The 12,239-nt window shown below is 61.9% G+C and carries 10 protein-coding genes and 1 pseudogene; 4 read left to right on the top strand and 7 right to left on the bottom strand.

Annotation, left to right across the window (positions count from 1 at the left end; genetic code table 11):
• The first annotated feature begins 4 nt into the window (after positions 1–4).
• The 4 genes and pseudogenes from Q8O29_RS18035 (at position 5) to Q8O29_RS18020 (ending at position 4,391) form a co-directional block, all read left to right on the top strand.
• Positions 5–1,819 carry an acyl-CoA dehydrogenase gene (locus Q8O29_RS18035; protein WP_305565315.1) on the top strand — a complete coding sequence of 605 codons (1,815 nt, stop codon included), beginning with the start codon at positions 5–7 and terminating at the stop codon, positions 1,817–1,819.
• 105 nt (positions 1,820–1,924) lie between these two features.
• On the top strand, positions 1,925–2,887 hold the full coding sequence (locus Q8O29_RS18030; RefSeq protein ID WP_305565313.1) for a nitronate monooxygenase family protein: 963 nt from the start codon (positions 1,925–1,927) through the stop codon (positions 2,885–2,887).
• Between the two features lie 22 nt (positions 2,888–2,909).
• Positions 2,910–3,071: pseudogene (locus Q8O29_RS18025) on the top strand (acyltransferase); the annotation flags it as partial.
• Between the two features lie 231 nt (positions 3,072–3,302).
• The gene (locus tag Q8O29_RS18020) at positions 3,303–4,391 is read left to right on the top strand and encodes a PA0069 family radical SAM protein (RefSeq protein WP_305565312.1); all 1,089 of its coding nucleotides are present in this window, start codon (positions 3,303–3,305) and stop codon (positions 4,389–4,391) included.
• Positions 4,392–4,403: 12 nt separating this feature from the next.
• On the opposite strand, the gene fghA is transcribed toward Q8O29_RS18020, so the two are convergent.
• The 7 genes from fghA to Q8O29_RS17985 form a co-directional block, all read right to left on the bottom strand.
• Complete coding sequence (gene fghA / locus Q8O29_RS18015; protein WP_305565310.1) at positions 4,404–5,273, bottom strand: S-formylglutathione hydrolase; 870 nt, start codon at positions 5,271–5,273, stop codon at positions 4,404–4,406.
• The gene (locus Q8O29_RS18010) at positions 5,270–6,184 is read right to left on the bottom strand and encodes an alpha/beta fold hydrolase (protein ID WP_305565308.1); all 915 of its coding nucleotides are present in this window, start codon (positions 6,182–6,184) and stop codon (positions 5,270–5,272) included. The genes fghA and Q8O29_RS18010 overlap by 4 nt, the downstream gene beginning before the upstream one ends.
• 16 nt (positions 6,185–6,200) lie before the next feature.
• Positions 6,201–7,307, bottom strand: a complete 1,107-nt coding sequence (locus tag Q8O29_RS18005; RefSeq protein ID WP_305565306.1) for an S-(hydroxymethyl)glutathione dehydrogenase/class III alcohol dehydrogenase — start codon at positions 7,305–7,307, stop codon at positions 6,201–6,203.
• A 239-nt stretch (positions 7,308–7,546) separates the two neighbouring features.
• The gene (gene dnaJ, locus Q8O29_RS18000) at positions 7,547–8,689 is read right to left on the bottom strand and encodes a molecular chaperone DnaJ (RefSeq protein ID WP_305565304.1); all 1,143 of its coding nucleotides are present in this window, start codon (positions 8,687–8,689) and stop codon (positions 7,547–7,549) included.
• Between the two features lie 106 nt (positions 8,690–8,795).
• The gene (dnaK, locus tag Q8O29_RS17995) at positions 8,796–10,733 is read right to left on the bottom strand and encodes a molecular chaperone DnaK (RefSeq protein ID WP_305565302.1); all 1,938 of its coding nucleotides are present in this window, start codon (positions 10,731–10,733) and stop codon (positions 8,796–8,798) included.
• Positions 10,734–10,869: 136 nt separating this feature from the next.
• On the bottom strand, positions 10,870–11,442 hold the full coding sequence (grpE, locus tag Q8O29_RS17990; RefSeq protein WP_305565300.1) for a nucleotide exchange factor GrpE: 573 nt from the start codon (positions 11,440–11,442) through the stop codon (positions 10,870–10,872).
• Between the two features lie 290 nt (positions 11,443–11,732).
• Positions 11,733–12,059, bottom strand: a complete 327-nt coding sequence (locus Q8O29_RS17985) for a helix-turn-helix domain-containing protein (RefSeq protein WP_305565298.1) — start codon at positions 12,057–12,059, stop codon at positions 11,733–11,735.
• Positions 12,060–12,239 lie beyond the last annotated feature (180 nt).

Genomic DNA, 12,239 nt, shown 5'->3' with positions numbered 1-12,239 from the left:
TAAAATGAGCTACAAAGCCCCCCTCAAGGACATGCTGTTTGACATTAAACACCTGGCCGACATCGATGCCGTGGCGCAGATTCCCGGGTTTGAAGAGGCTGGCTTCGACACTGCGCAGGCAGTGCTTGAAGAGTGCGCCAAGTTCAACGAAGGTATGTTGTCGCCGCTTAATTGGGAGGGCGACAAAAATCCTTCCAGCTGGAAAGACGGCGTCGTCACCACCACGCCGGGTTTCAAGCAGGCCTATAAACAATATGCCGAGGGCGGCTGGCAGGGCTTGCAGCACCCGCTCGAGTTCGGCGGCCAGGGACTGCCCAAGACCATAGGCGCGGCCTGTGGCGAGATGCTCAACTCGGCGAACATGAGTTTTGCGCTTTGCCCGCTGCTGTCGGACGGCGCGATCGAGGCGCTGCTGACGGCCGGCTCGGACGAGCTCAAGGCGGTGTATCTGGAGAAACTGGTCAGCGGCCAGTGGACCGGCACCATGAACCTGACCGAGCCGCAAGCGGGCTCGGATCTGGCGATGGTGCGCAGCCGTGCCGAGCCGCAGTCCGACGGCAGCTACAAGGTCTTCGGCACCAAGATATTCATCACCTATGGTGAACACGACATGGCCGAGAACATCGTGCACCTGGTGCTGGCGCGTGTGACCGGCGCGCCCGAAGGCGTCAAGGGCATCAGCCTGTTTGTCGTGCCGAAATTTATGGTTGGCAAGGACGGCGCTCTGGGTGCGCGCAACGATGTGCACTGCGTCAGCATCGAGCACAAGATGGGTATCAAGGCCAGCCCCACCGCCGTTCTTCAGTACGGCGATCATGGTGGCGCCGTGGGCTACATCGTCGGCCAGGAAAACCGCGGCCTCGAGTACATGTTCATCATGATGAATTCGGCGCGTTACGCCGTCGGCATGCAGGGCATCGCGATTGCCGAGCGGGCCTACCAGAAGGCAGTGGCTTTTGCGAAGGACCGCGTGCAAAGCCGACCGGTCGATGGCTCGATCAATGCGAGCGCACCCATCATTCACCACCCCGATGTCAAACGCATGCTGATGACCATGCGCGCCTACACCGAAGGCTGCCGCGCGATGGCCTCGGTGGCTGCCGCGGCCTACGACGCCTCGCACCACCACCCCGATGCCGACGTGCGCAAGCAGAACCAGGCTTTCTACGAATACATGGTGCCGCTGGTCAAGGGTTACAGCACCGAGATGAGCCTGGAGGTCACATCGCTCGGCGTGCAGGTGCACGGCGGCATGGGTTTCATCGAGGAAACCGGCGCGGCCCAGTATTACCGCGATGCCAAGATTTTGACGATTTACGAAGGCACGACCGCCATCCAGGCCAATGACCTGGTGGGCCGAAAAACCGCGCGCGATGGCGGACAGACCGCCAAAGGCATTGCCGCCCAAATTGAAAAGACCGAAGCCGGTTTGCTCAAGCAGGGCGGCGCGGCAGCAAAAGCAGTGGCGAAGCGGCTCAAGGCCGCACGCGAAGCCTTTATTGACGTCGTGGAGTTTGTCGCCGGCGGGCTTGCAAAGGCCCCTGAAGGGTCCGCCAAGGCCTCGCCGAACGCGGTCTTCGCCGGCAGCGTGCCTTACCTCATGCTAGCCGGTAACCTGGTGGCGGGCTGGCAACTGGCGCGGTCGCTGCTGGTGGCTGAAGAAGAGCTGCTGAAGGGCCACGATGTGGCCTTCATGCAGGCCAAAATCATCACCGCTGTTTTTTACGCCGACCACCTGCTCAGCAAGGCCCCGGGTATCCGGGACAGCATTGTTGAAGGCGCTGACAGCGTGACCGCGCTGGCGCTTGAAGCCTTTTGACCGGCCGCTCAATTGCTATCAATTTAGTAGCTGCTGCCGCCCAATTGACAAGGGCCAGGCCCGCTTTTCGCTCAAAATTCTGCTGAAACTACCACCGGAGACACCATGTCCAGACTTCCTGCGCCGCTGAGCAATCTGCCGCTGCCCATCATCGGCTCGCCGCTGTTCATCATCAGCAACCCCAAGCTGGTGATTGCCCAGTGCATCGCCGGTGTGGTGGGCGCGATGCCCTCGCTCAATGCACGACCGGCCTCGCAGCTTGACGAGTGGCTGGCCGAGATCACTGAAACCCTGGCGGCTTACAACAAGGCCAACCCGGACAAACCGGCCGCGCCGTTTGCGATCAACCAGATCGTGCACAAGTCCAATGATCGGCTGGACCACGACATGGAAATGTGCGTCAGGTACAAGGTGCCTATCTACATCACATCCTTGGGCGCGCGTGAGGACATCAATGCCGCCGCGCACAGCTACGGCGGTGTGGTGCTGCACGACATCATCAACAACAAGTTCGCGCGCAAGGCGATTGAAAAAGGCGCCGACGGCCTGGTGGCCGTGGCCGCTGGTGCCGGCGGCCATGCCGGGGTGAAAAGTCCGTTTGCGCTGATCCAGGAAATCCGCCAGTGGTTTGGCGGCCCGGTGGCGCTGTCGGGTGCGATCTCCACCGGCGGCGCCGTGCTGGCCGCGCAGGCCATGGGTGCCGACTTTGCCTACATTGGTTCGGCCTTCATTGCCACCGAAGAGGCGCGTGCCTCAGACGCCTACAAACAGTCCATTGTGGACAGCAACAGCGACGACATCATTTACTCCAGCCTGTTCACCGGCGTGCACGGCAACTACCTCAAACCGTCCATCATTGCCGCCGGCATGGACCCCGACAACTTGCCGGACGGCGATCTGAAAACCATGGACTTCGCCAGCGGCGAGGGCAGCAAGTCCAAGGCCTGGAAAGACATCTGGGGCTGCGGCCAGGGCATAGGCGCGATCAGCAAGGTGCAGAGCACGGCTGACTACGTGGCCCAGCTCAGGCGCGAGTACGCTGAGGCGCGGCAGCGCGTCTGCGGCTAAACACGCCCTCCACCCAACGGCCATGGCGCCCGCGCCATGCCTGCCCGGGGTGGATGCCCTCAAGGGCCTGGCCTGCGTGCTGATCGGCTGGCACCATCTGGCGTTTTATGGTCCCATGTCCGACGTGGTGCATCGCGCCGCGCCATGGCTCATGAATTGGCTGTACACCTACGGCCGCATGGCGAAGCGCTGTACCGCAGCGTTGAATCACCCGGCGCTCGCTGGCGCACGCTGCTCAAGCCTGGGCTGGTAGCGCAATAAGCCGCGCAATCGGATTTTCAAGTAAAAATGACTTCCAGCCCATATCTGGTGGGCGCGAGAAGCTACTGAATTGATAGCAAACTCTGGATGCTTGCAGTGCATCGGGCAGGGGATATACTGATTATTTGTACAGCCGCTGCTTGATTGCGTCCAAATGCCCGATGTTCTCATCCCCGTCCACGCCATCAAAGGCCGCGGCACGGTCACGCGGCTGGCGCATCGTTTCGAGAAAGATGTGCGCTCCGACTGGGACGACGGCTGGGGCACGCTGGAGGCGGCTGCGGCCGAAGGGGCGCCAAGGCTGGAGACCGAGGTCAGCTTCGAGGATGCCCGCAGCGCCATCGTGCGCAACGATTCGCCAGACATCTTTTTTGACTACAGCCTCAACCCTTACCGCGGCTGCGAACACGGCTGTATCTACTGTTATGCGCGGCCCACCCACAGCTACCTGAACCTGTCGCCGGGCCTGGACTTTGAAACGAAGATCATTGCCAAGCGCAACATCGCCGACATGCTGCGCGCCGACCTGGGTAAACGCAGCTATGTGCCCAAACTGCTCAACATCGGCTCGGGCACCGACTGCTACCAGCCGACCGAACGTGAGCTGCGCCTGACCCGCGCGGTGATAGCGGTGCTGCAGCAGGCGCGGCACCCTTTTTCACTGGTGACCAAGTCTAGCGGCGTGGAGCGCGACCTGGACCTGATCGCGCCCATGGCCACCGACCGGTTGGCCGCTGTCTACGTCACCATCACCACGCTGGACCCTGAACTGGCGCGTACGCTGGAGCCGCGCGCTGCGGCGCCGCACCGCCGGCTGCGTACCATACGGGCCCTGGCTGACGCGGGTGTGCCGGTGGGGGTCAGCGTGGCGCCGCAGATTCCTTTCGTCAACGACGACATGGAAAAAGTGCTGGAAGCGGCGTGGGAGGCTGGGGCGCGTTCGGCGTTTTATACCGTGATCCGGCTGCCCTGGGAGGTGGCGCCGCTGTTCAAGCAGTGGCTGGAACTGCATTACCCGCAGCGCGCGGAGCGCATCATGGCGCGTATCCAGGAGATGCGCGGCGGCAGGGACTACGACAGCGACTTTACCTCGCGAATGAAAGGCAGTGGGCTGTGGGCCGAGTTGATCAAACAGCGCTTTGAAAAAACCTGCCACCGTCTCGGCTTCAACCGCCAGCGTGTGGAACTTGACCTGAGCCAGTTCAGGCCGTCATCGGTTTCAGGGCAGGCCAGCCTCTTCTGAAAACGCAGAAGGTCATTCAGATAACTGCCGCGCGTGGTGGTTCAGGTGGTCGGCCACGAAGGTGCTGATGAAATAGTAACCATGGTCGTAGCCCGCGTGCCAGCGCAGTTGCAAAGCCTGGCCGGCGCGCGCGCAAGCCGCCTCAAACAGACGCGGCATCAATTGCTCGGACAAAAATTTGTCAGCCAGCCCCTGGTCGATCAGGATGCCGCCAGGGTAGGGCGCCGTATCCAGTCTGGCCATCAGCGCGGTGGCGTCGTGCGCCGCCCAGGCCGACTCGTCGGCGCCCAGGTAGCCGGTGAAGGCCTTGCGGCCCCACGGGCACTGGCTGGGCGCGCAAATCGGTGCAAACGCCGAGACCGACTTGAACAGCGCGGGATGGCGCAGCGCCAGCGTCAGCGCGCCGTGTCCGCCCATGGAGTGGCCAAAAATCCCGATGCGGCTGGCGTGCAGGGGCAGGGTGGACGTCAGCAGCGGCAGCAGCTCGGCGGTAAGGTAAGTCTCCATGCGGTAATTTTTGGACCACGGTGCCTGGACCGCATCCAGGTAAAAGCTGGCGCCCACGCCCATGTCCCAGCTATCGGCTTCGCCCGGTACGTTGGCGCCGCGCGGGCTGGTGTCCGGTGCGATCAGTGCGAGGCCCAGCGTGGCGGCCAGCCGCTGCGCGCCGGCCTTGGTCACGAAGGTTTCCTCGTTGCAAGTCAGGCCGGCGAGGTAGATCAGCGCGGGAACCTTGCCGCCGGCGTCGTCGATGACGATTTGCGGCGGCAGGAACACCGAGTACTTCATCGGCAGGCCGATGCTTCTGGCGGTGTGCAGGTAGAAACGCTGCACGCCGCCAAAGCAGGCGTGCGCGCTGAGGAGTTGGCTGGTGCTGTTCATGTGGGAAAACCTTGTTGCACCAGTTCGAGGACGGCATCGGCAAACACTGTGGGCACTTCCTGCGGCAGGTTGTGACCCACGCCGGGCACCAGCCGGTGCGAACGAGGGCCTGTGAACTGGCGCGCATGTTGTTCGACCGGGGCGGGCGGTCGAACGCCATCATCGGCGCCGTCGAAGGTAATGCTGGGCACGCTGATCGGCGGCTGCGCTGCCAGGCGCCGTTCGATGCCGGCCAGCGCCGGGTCGCCCGCCACCAGGCCAAAGCGATGCCGATAAGAGTGAATGACAACCTCCACAAAATCCGGGTTGTCGAAGGCGGCGGCGCTGCGCTCGAAAGTGGCTTCGTCGAAATTCCAGGTGGGCGACCAGAGCTTCCAGAGCAAACGGCATAGGCCGCGCCGGTCAGCCGCCAGTCCGGCGCGGCCGCGCTCGCTGTGAAAGTAGTACTGGTACCAGAGACTGCGTTCATTCTCCGGCGTGTCCGGCACCATGGCTTTGGCGATGTCCTGTAAGTTGTAGCTGTTCAGCGAGACCAGTCCGACGCAGCGTTCGGGCCAGAAGGCGGCCACCACGCAGGCCGCGCGGCCACCCCAGTCGTAACCCGCGAGCACGGCGCGGGGCACGGCCAGCGCATCCATCAGCGCCAGCAAGTCAGCCCCCAAAGCCGCCTGCTCGCCCGACCGCGGCGTGGTGTCACTGAGAAAACGTGTTGCGCCATACCCGCGCAGACAGGGCACATACACGTGGCATCCCCGCGCAGCCAGCAGAGGCGCCACCTCGGCGTAGGCATGGATGTCGTAGGGAAACCCGTGCATCAGGAACACTGGCGGTCCGTCCACTGGCCCCGCCTCATACACGGCCACGTCAAGAACGCCCGCCTTGATCTGGCGCTGGGGCTGAAGGAAAGTCATGATCAGTGAAGTCCTTTCAGTACAGCACCACGCCGCGAATCGACTCGCCGCGTTTCATCAGGTCGAAGCCTTTGTTGATGTCTTCAAGCGGCATGGTGTGGGTGATCAGGTCGTCGATGTTGATCTTGCCCTCCATGTACCAGTCCACGATTTTCGGCACGTCGGTGCGGCCGCGCGCGCCACCGAAGGCCGAGCCTTCCCACTTGCGGCCGGTCACCAGCTGGAAGGGGCGGGTGCTGATCTCGGCGCCGGCCTCGGCCACGCCAATGATGATGCTGCGGCCCCAGCCCTTGTGCGTGCATTCGAGCGCCTGCCGCATCACCTTGGTGTTGCCTATGCACTCAAAGCTGTAGTCGGCGCCGCCGTCGGTCAGTTGCACGATGGCATCGACCACGTTTTCAGTCATCTTGGGGTTGATGAAATGTGTCATGCCGAATTGGCGCGCCATGGCTTCACGCTCAGGGTTCAGGTCCACACCGATGATCTTGTCGGCGCCCACCATTTTTGCGCCCTGGATCACATTGAGGCCGATGCCGCCCAGGCCGAAGACCACGACATTGGCGCCGGCCTCGACTTTGGCGGTGAACAGCACCGCGCCTATGCCGGTGGTCACGCCGCAGCCGATGTAGCAGACCTTGTCGAAAGGCGCGTCCTCGCGGATCTTGGCCAGCGAAATTTCAGGCGCCACCGTGTAGTTGCTGAAAGTCGAGGTGCCCATGTAGTGGAAGATGGGTTTGCCGTCCAGGCTGAAGCGGCTGGTCGCGTCGGGCATCAGCCCTTTGCCCTGGGTGCCGCGAATCAGCTGGCACAAATTGGTCTTGCGCGACAGGCAGAACTTGCACTGGCGGCATTCCGGCGTGTACAGCGGAATGACGTGGTCGCCTTTTTTGAGCGTGGTCACGCCAGGGCCAACATCAACCACGATGCCCGCGCCTTCATGGCCGAGGATGGCCGGGAAAATGCCCTCCGGGTCGGCGCCGGAAAGTGTGTAGTAGTCGGTGTGGCAGATGCCGGTGGCCTTGATCTCGACCAATACCTCGCCGAATTTCGGGCCCTGCAGATCGACAGTTTCAATCGTCAATGGTTCGCCGGATTTCCAGGCGACAGCGGCTTTGGTTTTCATGGGGGGCTTGTGCGGAAGTGATGGGAGACAGCGCACTATAAGCCAGCTCCCGCCCGGCCGCAGCCCTGCAGGCGCATGACCTCAGCAGCCGGTGTTTCAATTTGAGAATCATTGCCCACCGCGCAGTTCCGGCCGTGTGTGCAGCCGCTTCATCGCCAGGCGTATGAATAAAAAGTGCCGCCAGCCCATACCGGGAGGGTGCAAGCAGCTATTGATTTGATAGCTGTTTGCGCAAGGCTTCAGGGGCTGAAAAAGCTTTTCAGCTTGTCGGTCCAGGTTTCTTCCGTTGGCGAGTGTTTGGCGCCGCCTTTTCTCAGGGACTCGTCGAGTTCCTTGAACAGCTTGCGCTGGTGCTCGGTCAGCTTGACCGGCGTCTCTACCGTGATGTGGCAGTACAGGTCGCCCGGGTAGCTGGAACGCACGCCCTTGATGCCCTTGCCGCGCAGGCGGAACTGCTTGCCGGTTTGCGTGCCATCGGGGATGTCGATAGCGGCCTTGCCGACCAGCGTTGGCACCTCGATCTCGCCGCCCAGCGCGGCGACGGCCATGCCGATGGGCACCACGCAGTGCAGGTCGTCGCCGTCGCGCTCGAAGATCTCGTGTTTCTTCAGCCGGATCTCGATATACAGGTCGCCCGGCGGGCCGCCATTGGTGCCCGGCTCGCCGTTGCCACTGGAGCGGATGCGCATACCGTCGTCGATACCGGCGGGAATTTTGACCTCCAGCGTTTTGTTGCTCTTGGTCTTGCCGACGCCGTGGCAGGTGACGCAGGGCTCGGGGATCAGCTTGCCGGTGCCTCGGCACTGCGGACAGGTCTGTTGCACACTGAAAAATCCCTGCTTCATCTGCACCACGCCGTGCCCATGGCAGGTGGTGCAAGTCACAACCTTGGTGCCTGGCTTGGCGCCGCTGCCGCGGCAGATGCTGCAGTCGTCCCAGCTCGGGATGCGGATCTGAGCGTCTTTGCCGGTGGCGGCTTCTTCGAGCGTGACCTCCATCGCATAACTGAGGTCGCCGCCGCGGTAGACCTGCCGTCCGCCGCGCTGCCCGCCGCGCGCCTGTTGAGCACCGAACACGTCGCCGAAGATGTCGCCGAAGGCTTCCGCAAAGCCGCCAAAGCCTTCCGCGCCGGGGCCGCCGCGGTTGGGGTCCACGCCGGCGTGGCCGTACTGGTCATACGCCGCGCGTTTTTGCGCATCCGACAGCATCTCATAAGCCTCTTTGGCTTCCTTGAATTTTTCCTCGGCCGCCTTGCTGCTGTCCCCCTGGTTGCGGTCCGGATGGTGCTTCATCGCCAGCTTGCGATAGGCTTTCTTGATGTCTTCGTCGTCGGCGTTTTTGGGAACACCCAACGTGTCGTAGTAGTCTTTTTTGATGGCCATGGGAACTCGTGTTCAATGAAAAAGATTGCGCTGCCCCGAATGTGCCAAAGCGGAATGCGGGGACACGCCCCGATTCCGCTTCGCTGCCCGATGGCTCAAAAGGTGATCAACCCTTTTTGACTTCCTTGACTTCGGCATCCACCACATTGTCGTCGGCTGCCGGCTTGGCAGCCGACGCCTGGGCACCGGCCGGGGCGCCCGCCTGCGCTGCCTGGGTGGCCTGCATGTCGGCGTACATTTTTTCGCCGAGTTTCTGGCTGGCATCCATCAGCGCTGCGTTTTTCGCGTCGATGGCATCCTTGCTTTCGCCCTTGAGCGCTTCTTGCATGTCCTTGATGGCGGCTTCGATTTTTTCTTTCTCGCCGGAATCGAGCTTGTCGCCGTATTCGAGCAGCGATTTCTTGACGCTGTGAACCATCGCCTCGGCGTTGTTCTTGGCCGTCACGAATTCGACCTTTTTCTTGTCGTCGGCGGCGTTGAGCTCGGCGTCTTTCACCATCTGCTGGATCTCGGTCTCGGACAGGCCGGAGTTGGCCTTGATGGTGATCTTGTTCTCCTTGCCGGTGCCCTTGTCCTTGGCGCCCACATGCAGGATGCCGTTGGCGTCGATGTCAAAAGACACCTCGATCTGCGGCGTGCCGCGCGAAGCCGGCGGAATGCCTTCGAGGTTGAACTCGCCCAGTGCCTTGTTGCCCGAAGCGATTTCACGCTCGCCCTGGAACACCTTGATCGTCACCGCCGGCTGGTTGTCCTCGGCGGTCGAGAAGGTCTGCGCAAACTTGGTCGGGATGGTCGTGTTTTTCTTGATCATCTTGGTCATCACGCCGCCCATGGTTTCGATACCGAGGGACAGCGGGGTCACGTCAAGCAGCAACACGTCAGTACGGTCGCCCGACAACACCTGGCCCTGAATCGCGGCGCCGACGGCCACAGCCTCATCGGGGTTCACGTCCTTGCGCGGGTCTTTGCCGAAGAATTCCTTGACCTTGTCCTGCACCTTGGGCATGCGGGTCTGACCGCCGACCAGGATCACGTCATGGATGTCGGAGCTGGCGACGCCGGAGTCCTTGACCGCCACGCGGCTCGGGGCGATGGTGCGCTCGATCAGCTCTTCGACGAGCTGCTCCAGCTTGGAGCGGGTCATCTTGATGTTCAGGTGTTTCGGGCCTGACGCGTCGGCCGTGATGTAGGGCAGGTTGATGTCGGTCTGCGCGCTGGAAGACAACTCGATCTTGGCTTTTTCTGCAGCTTCCTTCAGGCGCTGCAGGGCCAGTACGTCGTTCTTGAGATTGACGCCGGACTCTTTTTTGAACTCATCAATGATGTAGTCGATGATGCGCTGGTCGAAGTCTTCGCCGCCCAGGAAGGTGTCACCGTTGGTGGACAACACTTCGAACTGCTTTTCGCCGTCCACATCGGCAATTTCGATGATGGAGATGTCGAAGGTGCCGCCGCCCAGGTCATACACCGCGATCTTGCGGTCGCCTTTTTCCTGCTTGTCCATGCCGAAGGCCAGCGCTGCGGCAGTCGGCTCGTTGATGATGCGCTTGACGTCCAGGCCAGCAATGCGGCCGGCGTCCTTGGTGGCCTGGCGCTGCGCGTCGTTGAAGTAGGCCGGCACCGTGATCACGGCCTCGGTGACCGGCTCGCCAAGATAGTCCTCGGCGGTTTTTTTCATCTTGCGAAGAATGTCTGCACTGACCTGCTGTGGCGACATCTTCTTGCCGTGCACCTCGACCCAGGCGTCACCGTTGTCGGCCGCCACAATCTTGTAGGGCATCAAGTCGATGTCTTTCTGGACTTCTTTTTCGGCGAACTTGCGGCCAATCAGGCGCTTGACGGCATACAGCGTGTTCTTGGGGTTGGTCACGGCCTGGCGCTTGGCCGAGGCGCCGACCAACACTTCACCATTTTCGAGGTAAGCCACGACCGACGGCGTGGTGCGCGCGCCTTCCGAGTTTTCGATGACGCGGGGCACATTGCCCTCCATCACAGCGACGCAGCTGTTGGTGGTGCCCAGATCGATGCCGATGATTCTGCCCATGATTAACTCCTAGATTTTCTTGGTTGACTGTTTGAATACGGATGGCTGAGGATTTTCAGCCACTGGTTCGCAGACCATGTTGATGACTTGTGGATAACTTTCGATGTTTCAAGTGCGACATCGCCAATCAGGCCGTTTATTTGGGGGCCGCCACGGTGACCAGCGCGGGCCGCAGCACGCGGTCGGCAATCAGGTAGCCTTTTTGCAGCACGCCGACCACGGTGTTGGCCTCCTGGGTGGACTCGGGCGGCAGCGGCACCATGCTGATAGCCTGGTGCTGGTGCGGGTCGAACCTGGCGCCGGGCTCGGGCTTGATCTCCACCACCTTGTTGCGCTCCAGCGCACTCTTGAGCTGCTTGAGCGTGGCTTCGGTGCCTTCGCGGATCTGTGCGGCGGTGGCCTCGGTCTGCAGCAAGCCGGCTTCCAGGCTGTCGGTGACCGGCAGCAGGCTTTCGGCAAAACTTTCGACGGCGAATTTGCGGGCCTTGGCGACTTCATCGTCGGCGCGGCGGCGGGCGTTTTCAACCTCGGCCTTGGCGCGCAGATAGCTGTCGGCCAGCTCGGTGTTTTTGGCCTGCAGCACGACCACCTCTGCCTGGGCAGCGCTCAGGGCATCGGCTTCGTTGGCGGCCTGGGCGGCTTCCAGCTCTTCCGGGCTGGGCTCGCCGCTCAGGTCTTGATTTTGTTCGGGTGGGGTGTTGTCGGACATGGGTCGGATTGCAGTTCTTCAGAAGGACAAGTGGGTTAACTGAGGGCGGCAAATCCCTTTTCAAGACAAGGGATTGCACCCTGGGACAGAATGCCGCGCGCTTCCGGGGCGCCGCGCCGGGTGGGCCTTGTTCGCTATGAAATAAGGAGCAATCTACGCAGGCTGCGAAAGGGTGGGAGCAGAATTTTATCCGCAAAAATTGCCCTGGGAGCTGGAGCGGCAGAAGGAAAGTCGGCCGCAAATGAAAAGACAGGCGCAAGGCCTGTCTGTGCGGGGCAAGCGGGCGAGGGCTATTTTTTCTTGACCATGCCGGCGGCTTTGACCTGGCTGACAGCCCATTTGCCAGCAAAGGCCTGCATGTCATTGAGACGCTTGAGCAGGTCGGTGCCCATGGCCGTGACGGTGTAGCCTTCGCTGCCGTGACCCATCAGGCCGGCTGCGCGCAGCTCTTTGATGCGGGTGTTCAATGTGTTGGGGGTGATGTTGCCAATGCTGTCTTGCAGCAGCCTGAAAGTCTGCGGGTGGCCATCCTTGAGTGCCCACAACACGCGCAAGGCGTAACGCGCTTCAAGCAGTTCAAAAAGTTGGCCGACGGCGGCATTTTCTTTGGCACTCATGGGGGACATCTCCTGGTCACGTTTTTGTCACAGTTTATCGGTAAGCACGCGCTTGAAGCGAAATATAGCGGATATTTGGTGCTGCTACTAGTTTTATAGCTGCGCGCGCCCGCAGGGTGTAGCCTCGCAGCCAAAAAGGCTTGAAAAGTTAGGCGGAATGGGGTAGGCCTCAGCCCCTCC

The sequence above is a fragment of the Polaromonas sp. genome (assembly GCF_030689685.1).
Lineage (GTDB): Bacteria > Pseudomonadota > Gammaproteobacteria > Burkholderiales > Burkholderiaceae_C > Polaromonas.
The sequence above is the reverse complement of the archived record's forward strand: the minus strand, read 5'-3'. Positions and strand labels throughout refer to the sequence as shown.

What these genes read in the sequence shown, in the direction of transcription:
- Q8O29_RS18035 (WP_305565315.1), top strand. Translation starts at nt 5, where the DNA reads ATGAGCTACAAAGCCCCCCTCAAGGACATGCTGTTTGACATTAAACAC.
- Q8O29_RS18030 (WP_305565313.1), top strand. Translation starts at nt 1,925, where the DNA reads ATGTCCAGACTTCCTGCGCCGCTGAGCAATCTGCCGCTGCCCATCATC.
- Q8O29_RS18020 (WP_305565312.1), top strand. Translation starts at nt 3,303, where the DNA reads ATGCCCGATGTTCTCATCCCCGTCCACGCCATCAAAGGCCGCGGCACG.
- fghA (WP_305565310.1), bottom strand. Translation starts at nt 5,273, where the DNA reads ATGAACAGCACCAGCCAACTCCTCAGCGCGCACGCCTGCTTTGGCGGC.
- Q8O29_RS18010 (WP_305565308.1), bottom strand. Translation starts at nt 6,184, where the DNA reads ATGACTTTCCTTCAGCCCCAGCGCCAGATCAAGGCGGGCGTTCTTGAC.
- Q8O29_RS18005 (WP_305565306.1), bottom strand. Translation starts at nt 7,307, where the DNA reads ATGAAAACCAAAGCCGCTGTCGCCTGGAAATCCGGCGAACCATTGACG.
- dnaJ (WP_305565304.1), bottom strand. Translation starts at nt 8,689, where the DNA reads ATGGCCATCAAAAAAGACTACTACGACACGTTGGGTGTTCCCAAAAAC.
- dnaK (WP_305565302.1), bottom strand. Translation starts at nt 10,733, where the DNA reads ATGGGCAGAATCATCGGCATCGATCTGGGCACCACCAACAGCTGCGTC.
- grpE (WP_305565300.1), bottom strand. Translation starts at nt 11,442, where the DNA reads ATGTCCGACAACACCCCACCCGAACAAAATCAAGACCTGAGCGGCGAG.
- Q8O29_RS17985 (WP_305565298.1), bottom strand. Translation starts at nt 12,059, where the DNA reads ATGAGTGCCAAAGAAAATGCCGCCGTCGGCCAACTTTTTGAACTGCTT.